Origin of the sequence: Algoriphagus sp. AGSA1, assembly GCF_021390545.1 — a bacterium.
GTDB lineage: Bacteria > Bacteroidota > Bacteroidia > Cytophagales > Cyclobacteriaceae > Algoriphagus.
The window spans coordinates 107,496-127,482 of the sequence record NZ_JAJUWR010000012.1; the positions used below are offsets into that span (position 1 = coordinate 107,496).

General features: G+C 39.8%; 10 protein-coding genes. 2 read left to right on the forward strand and 8 right to left on the reverse strand.

What is annotated here, in order from left to right; all coding sequences use genetic code 11:
• Position 1: 1 nt before the first annotated feature.
• From LZF95_RS11315 to LZF95_RS11335, 5 genes are all read right to left on the reverse strand, one after another.
• On the reverse strand, positions 2–994 hold the full coding sequence (locus LZF95_RS11315; protein WP_233755107.1) for an N-acetylneuraminate synthase family protein: 993 nt from the start codon (positions 992–994) through the stop codon (positions 2–4).
• Positions 995–9,652, reverse strand: a complete 8,658-nt coding sequence (locus LZF95_RS11320) for a PKD domain-containing protein (protein WP_233755108.1) — start codon at positions 9,650–9,652, stop codon at positions 995–997.
• Between the two features lie 158 nt (positions 9,653–9,810).
• On the reverse strand, positions 9,811–10,770 hold the full coding sequence (locus LZF95_RS11325; RefSeq protein WP_233755109.1) for a glycosyltransferase: 960 nt from the start codon (positions 10,768–10,770) through the stop codon (positions 9,811–9,813).
• A gap of 123 nt (positions 10,771–10,893) precedes the next feature.
• Positions 10,894–11,880, reverse strand: coding sequence for a hypothetical protein (locus LZF95_RS11330; protein ID WP_233755110.1), 987 nt, complete (start codon positions 11,878–11,880; stop codon positions 10,894–10,896).
• Between the two features lie 217 nt (positions 11,881–12,097).
• A complete protein-coding gene (locus LZF95_RS11335) occupies positions 12,098–14,098 on the reverse strand; it encodes a hypothetical protein (RefSeq protein ID WP_233755111.1) in 2,001 nt (666 codons plus the stop codon).
• Positions 14,099–14,285: 187 nt separating this feature from the next.
• Here LZF95_RS11335 and LZF95_RS11340 point away from each other — a divergent pair, with 187 nt between their 5' ends.
• Both LZF95_RS11340 and LZF95_RS11345 read left to right on the forward strand, forming a co-directional pair.
• On the forward strand, positions 14,286–15,068 hold the full coding sequence (locus tag LZF95_RS11340; RefSeq protein ID WP_233755112.1) for a glycosyltransferase: 783 nt from the start codon (positions 14,286–14,288) through the stop codon (positions 15,066–15,068).
• A gap of 6 nt (positions 15,069–15,074) precedes the next feature.
• Positions 15,075–16,094 carry a DUF563 domain-containing protein gene (locus LZF95_RS11345; protein WP_233755113.1) on the forward strand — a complete coding sequence of 340 codons (1,020 nt, stop codon included), beginning with the start codon at positions 15,075–15,077 and terminating at the stop codon, positions 16,092–16,094.
• Positions 16,095–16,117: 23 nt separating this feature from the next.
• On the opposite strand, the gene LZF95_RS11350 is transcribed toward LZF95_RS11345, so the two are convergent.
• The 3 genes from LZF95_RS11350 to LZF95_RS11360 form a co-directional block, all read right to left on the reverse strand.
• Entirely contained in the window at positions 16,118–17,137 is a 1,020-nt protein-coding gene (locus LZF95_RS11350; protein WP_233755114.1) for a glycosyltransferase family 2 protein, read from the reverse strand.
• Positions 17,138–17,860: 723 nt separating this feature from the next.
• Complete coding sequence (locus LZF95_RS11355) at positions 17,861–18,850, reverse strand: class I SAM-dependent methyltransferase (protein ID WP_233755115.1); 990 nt, start codon at positions 18,848–18,850, stop codon at positions 17,861–17,863.
• A gap of 60 nt (positions 18,851–18,910) precedes the next feature.
• Positions 18,911–19,951 carry a glycosyltransferase family 4 protein gene (locus tag LZF95_RS11360; protein ID WP_368670773.1) on the reverse strand — a complete coding sequence of 347 codons (1,041 nt, stop codon included), beginning with the start codon at positions 19,949–19,951 and terminating at the stop codon, positions 18,911–18,913.
• Between the last annotated feature and the right edge of the window lie 36 nt (positions 19,952–19,987).

The following is a 19,987-nucleotide window of genomic DNA, read 5'->3' on the forward strand; positions in this document are numbered from 1 at the left end:
CTTACCTAATATGCTTGGACGTCAAAAAGTCCCATTTTTTTAAATCCACTGTAATTGTCTTGCCAAGGACGGAGTGATAATCATATGCTGGAATCCCTCGATTTCCCGGCTTTTTGGTTTCCAAATCACTTAATACAATTTCATGCCCTTTGGGCAGGTCTTTATTTACCGCTAAACTTTTTCCAAACATGGATTTCAGACCTTCATATTTCTCTGTATCATCTTTTTGCACAGGGCTAAATAAGGACTCTTGTATTTGCCTGATACCAAGGCAGAGTTGTTTGGTCTGGTCAATCGTAATACTGGCCGATGAATCCGGCCCAAACTGTCTTTTATCAAAAACCACATGGAACTCGAAGATCTCTGCACCATGAGCGGCGGCGGCAAGACAGGCAAATATATCGCCGCTGTGATCAGAAAACCCAGTGGGGAGATTAAATCTTTCTTTCAACTCTTTGATGACATTGAGTCCCCATTGGTTCGGAATAGTAGGGTATGCAGTAGTACATTGGAGAACGCTTAGCTTGTTTGTAAATTTCTTCAGAAAACTAATTGTATCTGCCAGTTCATGCATAGAGCTCATCCCAGAACTGAGTATGATTGGTTTTTGGGTTTGGCCGATTATTTCTAAGAGGAGGTGGTTTTTCACTTCTCCTGAGCCTATTTTAAAAAGATCCACATCTATCTTAGCAAGTAACTCTACTGCTGCTATACTAAAAGGTGATGAGATAAATTTCAATTTCTTCTCTTTGCAGTGATCTCTGAGTTCTTGCCATTGGGATGGTGTAAATTCCATTCTCTTCCAATAGTCAAACCTGGATTTGTCTTGCTTAGAGAATTTGATACGAAAAGGTTCAAATTCTGAGCTTTCTGCTTCTGCAATATGGGTTTGGAATTTGATCGCATCCACTCCAGTATCTGCTAGGGCATCTATATAGGCGTGGGCATTACCAAGGCTTCCATCATGAGCCTGTCCGACTTCTGCAATTATCATTTATCGTATTAATATAAAAACTCCTGCTTTTTCGACTGTTTCTCCTGATCGAGTTGTAAATATAGCCTTATAGACATAATTACCGTTTGGAACATCTTTCCCATTCAAAGTACCATCCCATCCTAAGGTTTCAAGAGAATTGGCTTCAAAGATCAATTCGCCCCAAGTGTTAAATATATAGAAGTCCATATCGCTGACTCCTCTAAAGACCGGCTTGAAATAACTATTCTTCTGTCCATCAGGGGTAAAGGCATTCGGGACCATTATCAAATAATCATCAAACACATTGACTACCATCTGATATTGGGATTGACAGCCAATTTGGTCGGTGGTGGTAAGGGTTATGGTATATTGACCTTTTGATTGATATTGATAAGTAGGGTTTTGTTCTGTACTGGAGCCTCCGTCTCCAAAGTCCCAGTTCCAGGCAATGGCATTCCCTACAGACAAATCAGTGAAGTTAACATCATCCAAAATTTGGATTTCTCCAAGTACAATTATATTTCCACCTCCTAAATCTACTGAGTACTCAAAGTCTGCTTCCAATAATTCCTCGGCGATAATCACCCTGATCCTTTGATGGTCATTCCAACAGGAAGTACCTTTCGTACTGCTTGAAACCCGATAGTCTCCGGAAACGGAAACACTGCTCAACTCCCCAAGCTGCATACTAGAACCGGTTGGGCTCAACACGTTATAGTCGTACACGCTAGGATTATACCCTTCTATATATTGTGTCAGATCCACCGACTGTGTCGGGTCACATACTATAGAAGGATTTGAAACTCTTAAATCTGGGATTTGTGACACTCTAATAGATGCCGGAGTGGGTTCTAGTCCACATATTCCCGTTCCTACTGCTGAAACATAATACACATAGGGATCACTTTTACTGGGCAGGCCTACCACTGTCAATTCTCCAGTGGGACTTAATGTGTAAGTTACCCCCCCAGTAGATCCTGATGTGACAGGGGAGTTTCCAGCTGCGTCGAAATACCAAGCAAAAGTCGCATCTGGACTACTGGTGGTCACCTCTGGCTCAAGTACAGCTGTTTCCCCTTCACATATCTGTTCATTATCAACTTCAATTCGAGTAGGCTCCTCGGTAAGTTCAAGAGGACTATCAAATTCGTACGGACATCCTGAACTATCTTTGATAACAAAAGAATAGGTTCCTATGCTTAATCCTGAGATTACAAAATCGTCATTAGCATCGGCAGAAGAGCTGCCAATGCTGCCACCATCTTTAAATGTTTCCACTGAATACCCGCCATATCCTCCAGAAATGGAAAAGCTAATTTCACCATTATCAAGATTACATGAAGCATTCAGTCCTTTGACATCCGATACGGAAATAGGTGCCCTTGGGCCTAATACTTCTACATCACTTAGACTAAATTCACAGCCTGTACCAGACCTAACCTTTAGTGAATATACACCTGCTGGAACATCGAATATATTGGTGGACTGGAACGCCCCCCCATCAAGGCTATACTCATAGGTACCATCTCCCCCAGTAGCATTCACAGTTATACGCCCGCCATCTCCAAAGCACTGCTCCGGAGTGAGATTAACAGTAGCTGAAGGTGCATCCGACACACTTACAGCTGGATCTGCTAAATACCCAAGACAAACTCCATTCCCTGAAGCAGTTACATAATACTTATAAGGTTGTGCTGCGGAGCTCAGTCCTGCGATAGTCAAAGTACCTGCATTATCAATCTGATAAGTCACCCCGCTCGCATCAGGATTTGGACTTGAATTGATAACGTTACTTCCTGCGGCATCAAACGACCAAACAAAATCAGCGTTTGAAACCGCCGGGTCAAGGACTGGTGTAAGCGTAACTAATTCACCTTCACATACGGATTGATCATTCACCAAAATCTGAGTTGGCCCATCAATCAAATTCAGGTTAGGAGTTGAAAGTGTACATCCTTCAGCATCAGTTATTTCAAGGTAATAATCCCCGGTAGTTAGGTCATTTATTATTACCTCATTTTGAGAAAAATTCTCGGTACTCACAAGAGAACCATTTTTATAAATATCAATTGTATACGGCAACCAGCCACCAGTTACATCCAATTCGATTTTTCCGTTGGCAGCTCCGCAACCTGGATCAACCTGCGAATAGTTTGAATAACTCAACGACGCTGGCGGACCTTGTACTTCAAGATCCAAACGCTGCGGACAGCCAGCAGGTGTGATCACTTCTATTGTATAAATTCCAGCCGGAAGATTCATCGCTTCTAGTTCAGCTAAAGTCATATTAGGTCCGGAATTCAAGCTGTAAGTATATTCTGAACTTTCTCCTGAAACGGCAAAAATCTTCCCATTTGTATCCCCAAAACACTGTACTGGACTAGCTTCAAAAACCATAGCTGGCGTATCAAATACGGTAACCTCTACTCGGATTTCCTGCCCGGTGCAGACTACATAGAAATAAAAATCATGATCTCCCACAGGCAGATTTTCTATCTCTAGTACAGGGTTTAGCCAGTCTGAGTCATCCACATTATATGTTATCGATGGATCTTGAGGGTCAGGCCCTGTACTAATCCGCCCAACCTGACCTGGTTCCTTATACCAACGAACTTCTGTAGCAGCAGCAGGTGGCAGAGCAGGGTCTGGTGCCAAATGAATAGGTTGAATACTGATAGGGGAACCAAAACATGCGTCAATAGGTGGAACTACTTGATAGACAGGATCGGATGCTACCCCAATAGAAAAACTAAAAACTTCTTCACAACCTCCGCTATCCCTTATTACTAAATAATACTTGCCAGGCTCCAAATCCTCAATTCCCGAAATAGTACCTTGAGGCATGATAGTTCCCGAAACTGGATCATCTTTTCTCCATTCGAAAGTATAATTTTCCCAGCCTCCTGTCACTTCGACATTTCGGATAGCCCCATTTGCAAGGTCACAACTTGTCCTGATTATATCTTGAGTATTGATCGCTATTGGTGTGTCTGGTCCTTCTACAGCTATTTCAGTATGGAACATACAACCATCAAGACCGCTAGTGTCACGAACTTGCAACTGGTACGACTTTGCCGCTAAGTTCTCAAAAATTGGATCTGGTTGCCAAGTCCCCCCATCTAGGCGATATTCCCAGGTTCCATTACCTCCAGAAGGATTACTTACTTCAATCCTACCATCTGCCTCACCGTAGCAGGTAATAGCAGTCGCGATGACATCAGCTTCTACAGGAGCATTAACAGTAACATTCGCCTCGGTGACTTTAGTACATATCCCCGGGCCAGAAATCCTCAGATAATAAGTAAAGGAACCAGGCTCCAAACCTTCGATAGTCAGCGTAGAGTTTGTTCCAATCTGGTAAATTATCCCTTCAGAATCTGGAGAATTACTAGAAATAATTTCCTGCGTAGCATTAGCATCAAAATACCATCTCAATATAGGGCTAGCTCCTAATGGCACAGTTAATTGAGGTATCAAAGTTGCAATACCTCCTTGGCAGATTTCATCCTGCATAGGATCAGAGACTACATCAAGCCCTTCATTGTTAGTGAGGTCAAAGAGATTTGGTGCAGATACATTGCAGGAGTTAACATCCACTACATCAACACTATAAGATCCAGGTTCCAATCCCTGTATGGTATATCGATTGCCATTTACCTGATAATTAAAATCATTTAGCGGGGATGAATTTACATTCAGCAAATAACCTGGAGTACCTCCAGTTATTTCAAAAACTACCTCCCCATTGAAATCACCACAGGTAGGGTCAGTAAATTCGACAGCAATGATCTGAAGTGGGTCGGGCTCCAACACTTCCACTTCCACAATGGTCACACAACCTATGGCATCCTGGATTTCAATTGGATATAACCCTGCTGTCAGTCCGTTGAAACTTCCATTGGTGTTTTGTTCACCAGTATTCAAAGTATAGGTATATGTAGGATCTCCACCCGACACCAACTTAATCACCCCATCGTTGTTACCAAAGCAGGTCGCTGGAATTGCTTCGAAAACCACTTCAGGTAAAGGGTTGACCACTACCTCTACAGGTACCGGTGTAAGATCACAAGCATTTAATATTTCAGGTTTCAGGTAAAAGGTGTATGTCCCAGCATTGGTGAAGTTTGACACCGTAAGTTCTCCATTACTACTATTCACCGTAAAGTCTAATTCAAGTGCTGCATCATTGCCATCTACTATTTCGTCAGTAGCAGTTGAATCCTTGTACCAGCGATAGACCGGAGCGGCATCCGGCGCACCAGGGTTTAATACCTCTGGTAGGATAACAGCTGTTTCATTCAAACATACGGCGGCATCGGTTAAGCCATATTCTGGGAGAATCTGAGCAGTGAGTGTGAAATCTTCAGTTGATTCACATCCACTTGCATCTATTACGCGCACGGTATAGCTTCCTGCTGCCAAGCCAGTAACTCCTATCAGTGTTTCTCCTGTTGGTTCCACATTGGTACTTGAGGAATAGCTACCCAAAGGCTGCCCATTGATTTCCACTTGGTAAGTTCCATCCACTGCTGGAGTGCCCCCATCAACGGTAAATTCAATGGTACCATTGTCCACATCACAGTTTGGATCAGTGATTGTCCCTAGGTTAACCAATAATTCAACAGGTTCAGATACCTCTATTGTAAATTCATTCCTACAACCAGTGACATCATTCACCACCTGTACTACATAATTACCCGCAGGCAATCCCTCAAAACGGTTGCTGCTTGTATTAAATGAAGTGGCTCCACTTTGGAGAGTATAGCTGAAGTCACCGTTTCCACCAGACACCAATTCTATTGCTCCATCCGAACCCATAAAACATGATGTAGGTACAGGTTCAAATACTGGCCCAGGCAATGGGTTCACTACTACCTCTACAGGTACAGGTGTAAAGTCACAAGCATTTAATATTTCAGGTTTCAGGTAAAAGGTGTATGTCCCAGCATTGGTGAAGTTTGACACCGTAAGTTCTCCATTACTACTATTCACCGTAAAGTCTAATTCAAGTGCTGCATCATTGCCATCTACTATTTCGTCAGTAGCAGTTGAATCCTTGTACCAGCGATAGACCGGAGCGGCATCCGGCGCACCAGGGTTTAATACCTCTGGTAGGATAACAGCTGTTTCATTCAAACATACGGCGGCATCGGTTAAGCCATATTCTGGGAGAATCTGAGCAGTGAGTGTGAAATCTTCAGTTGATTCACATCCACTTGCATCTATTACGCGCACGGTATAGCTTCCTGCTGCCAAGCCAGTAACTCCTATCAGTGTTTCTCCTGTTGGTTCCACATTGGTACTTGAGGAATAGCTACCCAAAGGCTGCCCATTGATTTCCACTTGGTAAGTTCCATCCACTGCTGGAGTGCCCCCATCAACGGTAAATTCAATGGTACCATTGTCCACATCACAGTTTGGATCAGTGATTGTCCCTAGGTTAACCAATAATTCAACAGGTTCAATCAAAGTCACCGGATCTGCTTCAATCTGGCACCGTGTATTTTTATTTTGAATGAAAATCTGATAGTTTCCTGCTGGAAGGTTCTGAAATAATCCGTGATTATCCGCGAAAGAGATATTGACTCCATTATCACCTATCAGTTCAAATAGAAAATCTGAGGCGTTCCCCGATGCTAGATTTACTTGGATAGACCCGTCAGTTTCTCCGAAACAGCTAATATTGGCTATGTCTGGAGCTATTGGATCCGGAAGTGGGAAAATCTCGAAATCAACAGAAATCCTAGGGAGGTTACATGCGTCTGGGCCAGACATCTCCAGCCAGAGTGTATAAATACCTGCCTCCAAATCAGTAATTGAAAGAGCTCCTGTGCTATTATCCACAGAATAACTCATTCCCAATGGCCCTGATCCATCAGTGATGGCTGACCCGCCAGTTTCAGATTCATACCAGTTAAATACGGGAACGGCAGTGGCCTGTATTTCAAAAAAGTCATAGTTTACTGAAAAGTCTAAGGAGCTTACATCCAAGCAGACATCTGCAGGCTCAACTATGGTAAAAACTGGGGTTTGGATTTCATCTAGAACAAACGGCACAGTTGCGGTACAGTTATGATCATCTGTGACCGTAACGGTATAGTTTATACCAGGAGCCAAACCGCTATACGTAAAAGTATCATCAGTGCTATTATATACAACTCCTCCAGCTGTACCTCCAGCTATACTGAGATTTGTGACACTAAGCGTACCATTTCCACCTGCTATTTCTAAGGTAAAGGTTCCGTTGTCTAAATCACATGAAGTCGGTGTTTGGCCTATAGCTGCAATAGTCAACTCCTCATCAGGACCATCTACAGCAGCTGGTACTGACTCAATACAGTTTGGGTTATTGCTCTCAATTTCAATAAAATAATCTCCAGGCAAAAGTCCAGTGAAAGTAGCTATAGTTGGATTTATTTGCGTTTCGAGCTCATTATTTTGATCGTCAAAAAGCATAAAGGTCTTGTCCCCGTTACCACCTAAAGCTTCGATCTGGATCTGGCCGACTGCATCTCTACACCAGTCCGGTGTAATTTGCGGTGAGATATCAAGTGCGGGGTATACGGTTATAGTTGCCTCTGTAATCACATCACCTATAAATGGACAAAAATTCCCTGAATCCCCTGGCTCGCCTGAATTGTCACTGAATGTAGTCTCTACGTAAAGAGTATAATCTTTTGAATTCAATCCATCAGCTTCAAGACCCTCAATGGTAATAGTTCCATCTGCTGTAATTTGCACATTAACATTTGAGCCGTCTATGGTAGCAGTGCCGTTAACCGGAAGCGGGCCACCACTCCGATCTGGACTGGAATACCAGCTAAAAGGTACTAGTAGATTGTTTGGATTATATGATGGATCTAAAAAAGGCGTGATTTCTGCAGGTGTTCCTTCGCAAATCTCTGTATCAAAAGGTTCGAGTTCTACCGGAGTGCCATTTTCCAAATCGATGATAATTTCGTCTAAGAGATTCGGACAATTTCCTCCCAAACCATCATTCAAAGGATTAAATACCTCCAATCGATAGCCTCCTAAATTTACCCCAGTTAAAGTCAATTCAGCTTCATCGTTGACAATATTGGGAATTGGAGCCTCAGTAGTGATAGGATTTCCATCCCAGATCCATCTGTAAGTGGCACCATCCAACAAATTACCGACTCTAACCCAGATTTCTCCATCATCCTGCCCGTCGCAAGTAGGGTTGACAACTACCTCTTCGAGGATTTCGGGTATAGGGTTAATAATTACCCGAATAACGGCAGGTTCAGAAATCAGACCATAGTTATCTTGAGCTGTGTAAAGTACTTCAGCAGTGCCTATTGCATCTGGCTCAGGAGTGAAAGTTACTTTTACATCATTTATCGAACCGATCAAATTGCCATTGGAGTCAAACTCCAAATCACCCAATGGCTCCAAAACAAAAACTCCCAATCCAGGCACGATATGCTGCAGGTTAGTTGTGCTACATTCCTTGCAAATATCAGCCGGTCCACAATCCAAATGGTTGACATTTGCGGTAGTCTCTTCCCAGGGAGGATTTGAAGTTCCTAAAAGAGCAGGATCATACAACTGAACACATTGAATAAACGCATTTGCGCCCGTCTTTAGATTGATGTCATCAATGGTGATTTCGATTCCTTGGTTGACACAAGTACGTTTTTCGTTTTCGCTGACTTCAGGCCTTAAGGCCTCGTCAATGGTCGATACGTCAACTGCAAGATTTCTGATCAGGTGATGGTTAGTGTTCCAACCTGTCGAAGCTGCAAAACCCAATTTAATGCTATTTGGAGCATTGAAATTATAGTTTACAGGACCATTAAAAATATCAACAATCTGATTTCCAACTTTCATTGTGACGGAAACCTGATAAAACCCTCCTATAGGTACTAATTCTATAAACACCTTTCGGTAATTGGCATCACCACAATTAAACAAATCGGGGATAACATTACTTGGGACATCTATTCTAAATGGGAATGGAGTATAAGTAGGAAAATTAACCTGACGGTAATCAATCAATCCATAAGGAACATTTGGCCCACTAGCATTATGAGGTCCCCTTATGGAGACTGTGTGAGGATAGGTCCCGTTGCCTGTCAGGAGATTGTTTCCTAATCCATGAGGAGAGTCTATAAATTCACTTTGTGCATGTGCTGCAGAATCTTTTTCAAATTCTCGCACAAAATTCCCCCATTCATCAAAGGCGATTCCGATATAAGCACCTTTTAATCCATCACTTCTGGATAAAACATTAGCCGGCCATTCTCTTGGTGCATATCCCAATGACCCGCCAAACCCACCAATGGCAAATTGATTAGGACCGGGATCAGGACCGAGATTACCATCAAACATGAAAAAACTAAATCCATCCGCTCCAGGATTAGAGCCTCCGTAGCTCACATATTCAAAAGAAGCTTTTATCCCATACTCGGATGAAAAAGGAATATCAATATATACATAGCCTGACTCAGAAGTGTCATTAGCAGTCAACTCCAAATAGCCATTTCCTACGGAAGCAGCGCCTCCTATGATCGTTTCTGCCCTCAAAGCTGCTGCAGTCCCAGTAAAAGGCTCACAATATGGAAAGCCCTCCCGAGGAACCGAGACCTGTCCATGTATCCAGCCAGGAACCAATCCAATAACAAATATGAAAACTATTACTAAAGCTTTATTCAAAATCGAAATGGGCTAGGGTGTAAGCTGTATTGACTTCTAAAGCATAGGGACAAATCCCAAGCCAAACCACCTATTTGGTACAGAAACAAATATACAATCACTAGAATTCTTTAAAACCAATGAAGGTAATATTTCACTGAATTATAATTCAGCTAGCACTATCCTTCGATGAGGCCCATCATTTTTAAAATGTACTGGGTCTGAGCCTCAGGAGTACAATACTTTTCAAAATAGGTACGAGCTCCCTCACTGATGGTCCGATGATAATCTGGATTTGAAAAAACTGTCTCTATGGCCTCTTTGAAATCAGCCGTCTTTTGTACGTAGTGAACCTCCACTCCATGTCGCAAAGCTACCGGAAACTCAATGGCCTCAGGAAAACTGATGACAAATGTGCCAGAGGTCAAATATTCTGCATAGCGCCAACTCACCGCACCCAAAACCGCTGGATTATTCAATGCCAAAAGTGTCCGGGAACTTAGCTCTGAAAACACCTTCGGCTTATAGATTTTTTTACAAAGAAAATTTTCAAACCCCATACTGTCTCCATCTCCCCGCTTTACAAATCCACCTTCAAATTCGATCCTTTCGTCAGATCGGCAAGCTTGCATAAAATCAGCCCGTATTTGATTGGTTTCCTGCTCTTTCTTCCAAAGATTCGCTGAGAAAAACACGTAATTGTGAAAGTGATAAGGCTTTTCTGCTGCGGTGTAGGTCGGTCGTTTTCTCAGTATATGCAACTGATGCACTAGCTTTTTCAATGGAATTCTCTTGGGAAGATTCCATCCAAAGGTCTTCAGATATAGCCCCACAACATTGATTGGGTAATGAGGAAATAGAGGTCTTATTTTTTCCTGATTATAAGAAGAATGTGTCTTGAGTTTGTTCGTGACAAAATAATCTGACACATAATCATATAAATCCGGTTTTACTCCATGAGGATCGTTATTGTCGATAACCCCAATTTTTTCTTTGTACTGAAAAACTAAAAATGGTCTATTATTAAATCTTTCGAATCTTGCATCAAAGCGATATTTCAACTTAAACTTCCTGGAAAACCCATACAGGTAATACGATGCGTAATAATTTGGTATATTGAGTATTTCTAAAGTCTCCAATTGCTTTTGGAATGTTTTGTATAAATAAATCACACGAAGATATTAAAAAAACCCATCTTAAATTTTTTGAAGATTAAATCTTCCCATTGGCTACAATGTTGAAAAACCTAAATCTATTTCTCCTTAGTTGACCAGCATATTCCACTCATTCCAGAGGTTGAGCAGGTTGTATTTCAAAAAGAACTTCCAATTGAACACAGGATCTCCAAAGGCCATATTTCCATCATAGGCCACCACATATTTCCCTTCGATAAATTGAACATCCAAATGATGCATCCCATGGGAAAATTCCTCAATGTCTTTCCTCGGACCAAGAAAAAACGGATATGCTTTTTCAAGTTTAATACTTGGCTCTAAGCTGATTTGGTACAAAGAAAGCCCTGTCCCATATCCTCTCGAGGAATTTTGAACGGGTAGGTACCACTCTCCCTCCCATTGAAATATTCTCCCTGCTGCTCTGGATTCGGAGCCTACCAATAAATTTTTGGCCACTAATTCGTAGGGACCTCTCAAATCTTTTGCTTTCCAACAGTGGAGCTTTGCATCATAAGAGCCAAAGATGTAAAACTCATCTTCCGCTCGTATCAGCAGTGTGGGATCTTGCATGGTCTCATCGATCAAAACTGTATCCCTACTCCACTTTGTAGGGAAAGAATCAGCCTTGTAAAGCAGCACCTCTCCAGCCCCCTGGGTCTCAGGCAGCATGTAGTATTTTGCCTGATAAGCAAATACTTGTGGATAGGACAAATGAAACTTTTCATCCAGCACCAAGTCTCTATAAATAAATGGTTGCTCCAAATCTTGAGTGAAAAAATAAGTGATATCACCGTGATCCTTAAAGGCATGCTCAACAAACAGATGATATCCTACAGAATCCTTGATGAAAAAGGGATCTGCTACAAAATCGGCATTCACAGGAGACTTGCTATTTACAGAGTCCAGAATGTAATCACCAATAGCCTCTTGCAAATCCTCCAATGCACCTACCTTACCTATACCTACGCTCCATGGACCAGTCATATCCATATACCCTGATATACGATTGTCCCATGTCAAGAACCCAAGTACAACCAATACTATGAATAGGGCCAAAATGTAAATTTTTCTCATTTAAGTAGCTTTAGCATTTTTAAAAAAAATCAATCTTCTTATCTGGATTACAGATGAACAATTACTCCTACGGGTCGCAAAAATATAATTCATGGATAAAAAAACTTTTGTGAAGCAGAGTATCTTCCAAATTCTCCTTGAGGGCAAATCCCAGTATCCTTATCCATCCCATCAACTACCAATTCACAATTCACTCAAATTGGAATAAGCCCGATTATTAACTCCAAACGCCCAATCCTCTAAGCTCAGCTAGGTATTCCTTGAGCTCTTGCGGGATTTCTCCAGAATCTTTGACAGATACATCTGGATTAAATTCATTTTCAAAACCCGTACAATTAATCAATGTGTACCCCGGACTCTCCCCTTTGCCCGAGCTCTGTCGATAGAAACCCTTATGTTCTGTATCCTTCGCCCAAAGTCCTATTTCTTTATGGTTATAGCTGAGATGTCCCAATCCAGCGGTGTACAATATCTGATCTCCTCCAAATTTACTATCCTCTGTAAGGGCTATTTGGCTATTCCCTTTATACATAAAATACGCCTTGTACTCTTTCCCATCAAGCAGATACTCAGAGCAGGATTTTTTTACCAAAATTTCAAAAATCTCTCCATCTGGAAGCGGCTTATCTAGCTTGCAATTGGAAAAAATATACTGGCTCTCCTCTTTTCTGTTAAAGTCCTGATATCCTCCAGGCATGGAAGGGTACTCTCCTCTTTCTTTCATGACAATCTTATAATCCTCACCTTGGATTTCAAGGATATCTCCTGGCTGTAGTTCTACGGGTTGTCCATTATCTGGGACAGAAACTTCATGGACAGATTTGTTTTGAATTTGACACCAATTGACAAAGGTACGGATGGTATCGTGACCATTTTTCTGAACCCAGTATTTTTGCCCTACTCTTGGAATATCAAACATCATCACCTGGGATCCATTCATGGTCTGGGTAAAAAGGTCTGATATCTGCCATCTCTCAATCCCCCCGAAGAGAGGGTCGTGAATATTCTTGAAATATTGCGCAGAAGGCAATAAAAAAACAAATCTATCAATATGAATCATATTGAGTCGATTGTTCCATCCTCGAGCATAAAACTGATTGTTGAAATAAAAAAAACTGGAATCTGTGGTTTCCGCCACATATTGGGGGTAGGCAGGATGATCAGGTAATTCTTTGCGTTCTTTTGTAAACTTGATTTTGCTAAGAAAATAAGTGCTCTGAAAATCCTTTTTGTCTTCAAAATCTAACTGGACGTTATCCAAAACCAACCAAAGCTTGCCGCCATCCGGCACTTTAAAATCAGTGAAAGACCCTCCTCTATTTTTGAAATTTTTCAAATAGAACAAATTATCGGAATCATAGATATATCCTATCCCGAATCCAAATGAATTACATAGGGGGTTTCTTTGATTTAAAGTTGCGTCACAATTAATGACTGCCACTCGAAGTTTCTGACTGGCTTTTCTGGTATTGGCAAATAATCTAGGGAAATAAGACTCCGTACACTTGATGATTCGGCAAGGAGGAAGAAAATTAACATTGATTGAAGCGAAATTTACAGTCCTATCACCAAAATCAAATAACACTGGATCAAACTGATATTGGTGCTCAGAAGTGTACCTGAAGTAATCTTCTATCCCAAACATCAGGCTGCTTCCATTAGGAGCACCAATCAAATAGGTATCCTTATAGAGTTGAGTAGTAACCAAATCCTTAACTACTATTACTCCTTCAGGTAAGTTTATCCTCCCACCTGTTTTCAGTTTTTTGTAGAAAACCTTAGAATTGTCTTTAAAGATATAGCCAAATGGCGACCTGGAATTAAAATGAAAATCCGTGACAATCTCTGTAGAAGATAACACTTGGGTAACCTTGGCATATCTACTACCGCGAATACCTGGAAAATACCTATCCTTATCGGGTACACTTGGATTATTATGAGCAAATAGGCCACAAAACTCCATTCCAAAGTCTGAGTCTGAAAATACCGGAACTGCAGATTTCACTATATTGCCTTCGAAGGTTAATTGGTTTAAGTACTTAAAGTATGGACTCAATTCATCGTCGGGTTCATATTTAGTCTGTACCTCTGAGCCTTCTTCTAGACTTAAGGTCATCAGACCTGTCCTCATGACTGCTTTTTCTGCCAGTTCCTTTGGAAGGTCTTCATAATCTCCTTCCAACTGAATTAATCCATTAAATTTGAACTGGATTTTCATTTTAAAAATTTGTTTAGTTATAATTGACGATGATTAGATTAGAACTTCGCCAAAAAGAATTGATTTTAGACTGATTAGACTCTATGCCCTAAATTAAGATTTTTCAATAGAAATCTAAAAGAATACGAATAGATTCACGCATTTCAACAACACTCCAAATCACGATTAATCCTCATAATTTTTGAAAATGATCCCCAAGAAAATTCATTTTTGCTGGTATGGAAACCAAACCTATCCCGAACTGCTTGCCAAATGCATAGAGACTTGGAGTCAAAAACTGAGTGGATATGAAATCATCCGCTGGGACGAGTCCAATACTCAATTTGACAACCCTTGGCTCGAGAAAGCTTTGGCACAAAAGAAATACGCGTTTGTGGCAGATTATGTGAGATTTAGAGCCTTGTACCAGTTTGGAGGAATATATCTAGACACTGACATGCTCGTGCTGCAGCCCTTGGATCATCTGTTGCACCATTCCTGTTTTATGGGTTATGAAGATCATGTTCATATCAATACAGCTATTTTAGGTTGTCAGCCTGGACATCCACTGATCAGAAAAATCTTGGACAGGTACACCGATTATTTTCAGGACAGAGATTTCAAAGTAATAACATCGGTGGTCACTCCTATCATCAAGGAATATACTAACGGGCTCGATTCTACTAAAATAAATGCTTCCGAAAACCTTACCGTTTATCCTCCTGAATATTTCTATCCTGTCCCTTATCAAGAAGAATATCCTCTGGAAAATTTAGATAAATACAAGACTACCAATACCTATACGGCACATTTGTGGTACAAATCCTGGTATGATGAATTCAGCTACTTTTCCATACAAGAATTTCGAAAGGGGTTTTCAATTCTATTCAAAAAACTAAAGTCAAATCCATTTCGACCACCTGGTTATTACAAATTTCTGATATATAGTCTATTTTCTAATTACAAAAAGTACCTAACCCGTTCAAAGTAGGAACTAATGAACCTTAAAGAAACATCCTTGCCTGCTTTACCTTCCTATTACTCTAAGCGGTCTTTGCCACAAAACTTCAAAAAAGATGATAGAGAACTATTTGAGAAGGAATTTGAGAGATACATCCAAGCGAGCAAAGCCCATGTCTTGGAGGCAGCCGTGATTGTGGACGAGACTATTTGGGACTGGAAGACATTTTCATTTCTTGATCAACTCAGCCACCCAAGCCCGCTGAGCAAAAAAGCGAAAATTAAAAGATTCCCATCCCTGCTGAAGCCAAGTCGCTTCGTGGAAAAAGCCATCTGGATGACAGATACCTGGGCTCACAATTATTTTCATTGGATGACAGAATCTATCCCCAGACTCATAGCACTGGAAGGTGACTATAAAGATCATAAGGTGGTTTTGCCAAAAAGATTGGAAAACTTCAACTATGTTAGCGATTCTTTGAACTTATTGGGATATGACCACCTATTTTTCTCTAAGGACCAAAAGTTGACCATCGCAAGTTTGGTTTCTTTTGACCGAACCGCTCCTAGCTTCAACTATCACCAGCAAGTGATAAAATCGATCCGCAATCGTATGAAAGTAGAGAAGAGCAAAGTGTCTGACCGCAAAATCTATGTCTCGAGAAGAAAAGCAGGAAAACGGAAAATTGTCAACGAGGAAGAACTCATCCTGCAACTCATGCGATCCGGATACGAAATCCATCAGTTCGAGGACTATTCCCTAGCCGAACAAATCCAGCTAATGAATGGAACCAGTAACTTCATCAGTATGCACGGAGCGGGTCTGACCAATATGCTATTTATGGAAAAAGGGGCTAAAGTGCTTGAGTTTAGATTTAGGGGAGATACGACAAACAACTGCTTTTATACCCTAGCATCCGAATTAGGCCATTTATATTATTATTCCCAAAATGATTTTCAAACACCTAATATTCATTTAAATTCAAATATGATCTTGGATATAGAAGACACACTACAGGCAATAGCTGATATGGAATCTTTAACCAAAGAAGGATAAAGTAATAAAGTAAATTGTCAACGTCAAAAAGCTTTACGATTATACTTCTTCTTCAATTTTCTAAAAAACGGGCTGAAATTATTTAGAAAGTAAAACAATAGTGAATCTGGAAGAAAGAGAAACGAAAATTTCATTTTTAAAGACAGCGGAGAATCTAAGGACACTATTTCTTTGATTGTCAAAAAGGGTTTTGAAAATTCCCCAGTCAACTTAGTTTTTTCATATTCTGAAACAAGAGTTGAATTTTTTAACCTCCAAATAAGAGAATAATTCAAATTATAAACATATTGAAGGTAGGACAAATAATAGGGATGACCTAATAATTTAACTCGCAAATCTCGAAGGTATTGAATAGAAATACTATAACTTATAAAATTCTTAAGAACCATTTTATTCGAAAGTGAATCAGTCCTATAAAAATACTTATATGTAATATCAGCAATAGATACAACTTTCTTGGCATGAATAAACATTTGTAATGAAATGATTTCATCCTCCTGATTTGTCGGAATACACCTAATGTCATTTGAAACAATCAATTCCCTTCTATACAGCTTATTCCAAGTCATGGGATAAAATCTTCCCATAAAAAACAAATCTGCCGGCTTATCAGATATCAAATCTCTCATAAACCAATCTCCATCTTTACCCTCATTAAGAGTATCTACAAATTCAATAGAACCAATAACTATGTCAGAATCATAATGTAGGGCTCTATTATATAATTTTTCAATGGAATCCACAAACAATTCATCATCGCCATCCAAAAAAAACAAATATTCCCCTTCAAAAATTCTAAATGCTAAATCCCTAACAGCACCTATCCCTTTATTAACTTTGTTCTGAATAAGCTTTACATCTTTTCGACGTGGAGATTTTTCTACAACCCCCTTAATCTTTGCAATCGTATTATCTGTACTTACATCATCAATCAACAAATATTCAATGCTCTCAAATGTTTGATTCAAAGCGGAATTCAAACACCTTTCTATAAACGACTCCGTATTGTATACTGAAATAATAATCGTAACTTTATAACTCATAATTATAAATATTTACTAATTAAAACAACTATATGTAACAATCAATGTTTCAAAGGTGATCATAAAAACTTAAACAGTTTTTATTGAAAAACCACTATAAATTTTACGGGTAAACTGAATTTTTGGTTTCTGAACCTCTTAGATCGTTTCGAAACTGCCATTTCCATTACATTCAGTAATTCTCATATAAAACAAAGTAGTGACACCTCCTATAGAAGGGATCAGAAGAGCCTCTAAATCCCAATTGTTCTTGAAAAGAAATTGATGGAAAACTTGACCTGTGTGAAGCGAAAGGAGTTTAAAGTGAAGAACCATGAAATGAATAAATTTGCATAAAATTAATTTTTTAAAAGCATAACAATCCAACTTTCAATGATCAAGATAATTCGTTGAATCAAATATATGATGACATATGCCCTCAAGTGGAGCATGTGATGCTAAAAATTGATTCGGAGGGGGATGAAAAACCGATCTTAAATGATGCTTAAAAAGCACTTAAAAAAACACAGGTAGTTAAATTGGAACTTTCCTTCGAACCCTTATATAAAAGTGAACCAAGATTTTTGGAGATAATCAGCCTTATGGAAAGTTATGAGTTTGAAATCTTTTCCAATCCTGATACCTGCAAAATGCTTAAAATAGATTATATTTCCAGTAGGACTAAAAATTGAAAGTAATTTATTTGTTGAAATGGAAATCTTGGTAGCCTACCTATTAACAACATTAGCTAACCGGTTTTCTCCAAGCAGCTACTAAATACCGCCCCTCTTTGGATCCACTGGAAATCAATTCTTTCTCTTTGGTAGCAAACTCTTCGTCCAATTCAAATCCAAGCCTTCCATAAAACCCATAAGACCTATGAGCAACCAAACTTAGTTCATCCAATGAATTTACCATTTCACTCAAACGGATTCCCTTTTTCTTCGAAAACGGTAATCCCTCCACATGAATATCTGTAATACTCCAGATTTCTTTGGCAGTCATCCTTTTTTTGATCACGCCTTCCTTTAATAGATAGTTATTGACCAAATCAATGTGATTATACTTACCGCGCATTCTGTTGAGACGGTGAAATACAGATTTATAAAATTCAGAGCTGTTTAGCCATTGATACAAGCTAGTTACCTTGTCTGTAGCTGCTATCTCTTTTCTTCTAGCCACTAAATTTGGGTTCATTAATTGGTCTCCATTTGGGTCATGTATATGCATAAACACGCCTCCAAGATTTAGTCTTTTTTGTATATCTGAAGCAAACTGCGAAAGATCAGGAATGTGGTGAAGCACTGATGAGGTCAAAATAATGTCAGCTTTCTCATCCAAAGAATCTAGCATCGATATTCTACTTTCAGTATTTATACCCCAATTTTTGCTCCTGGCAACTGCCTTTTCAATCATTTTTGAAGAAATATCAACCAAGACTATTTTCTTTATTTTTTTACCTAATTCGGTAGCGAGTAGCAATTCCGTACCTAGTCCTGTACCACAACCTACATCCAGTAACTTAAGCTCTGAATGCTTCTCAAAATACTTAGAAAAATCACCTGTTATCAACTTAAACTGAAGAAGCAAAACCTCCCACATATCCTTATGGATTTGATCATAATCTTCGGCTTCAATATCATGAAAAACTACGTTTACCCGATGGTGAAACTCTTCGGGAGATAGATTTGAGCCAGTTTTCCGAATTATCGGCAATAAATTATCTAATGCCATGTGTGATTTAACAAGATTACGTGAAGTTTCTCTAAGGCAAAAACTGCTGAATTGACTATTCTAATCAATTTGATCAATTAGGCTTTTCCACTTATATTTGACCTTTTCCCATGCACATGATTCTGCCTTCTGTCTGCCATTTTCTGATAGAATTATTTGTTTCTGAGGATCGCTCCATATTTTCAATATTTCATCGCCCATCTGATCAATTTGATCCAAATCCACTAGAATACCATTTATTCCATTTTCAATAATATACGGGATACCTCCAACTGCAGTACTGACCACGGGAATTCCTAATGCCATCATTTCCAGCACACTAACTGGCATATTATCTACTGATGTGGTATTGATGAAGATATCACTATTGATAGCGAGTGGCACCCATTGCTCCTTTGGTAATTTACCTGGAAAATGCACGCATTGTTCCAAACCGTATTCTTTAACCAGCTCCTGACACCTTTCCAAGGAACTATCTTTTTTAGGCCCTACCATAAAAAGTTCCACATCTATTATACATTTTGATTTAAGATAATTTACCAGCTTGATTGCATTTTCTGGACGATAAATCTCGGCAAATGCCCGTAGCCAAAACAAAACAAGTTTACTGTTTTTAGTAGGTGCAGTATAAGGGTAACTCTCGATTTCAAGCAAATTTGGAATAACTTTAATCTCATGACTTGAAATAGTTTGCCTCTGTAATTCTGTTTTCAAGTATGGTGAAGGAGACACGATACTGTATGCTGACTTTAAATATCCACTCATCAGTTTAGGGCTCTTTCTGAGCCTATCCGGGAGCCTACCTCCATGCAAAATTGGTATGTACGGAATTTTGAAAAACCTGCACAAGTATGCTGAAGTCCATGCAAAATGAAAAGCCAGAGTAGAATAAGTATCTATTAATACCACCTTGGTCTCTGCCCTGTTCTTCAGGATAGAATACCACATATGTAGGAGTCTTGGTAAAAAAGCGACACGGTTTGAGGCTTTTCTAACTTCATACATATCCCCAAGTTTAGTTCCTAGGGTATCAACCGAAGTAGGGTTTAATCCTCTGGCCATTAGTTGGTTTCCCAGGTATAAGATTTTCTTTCTACTCAATATTATATAGACTTAAATCCTTTGGAAGCCAGACAG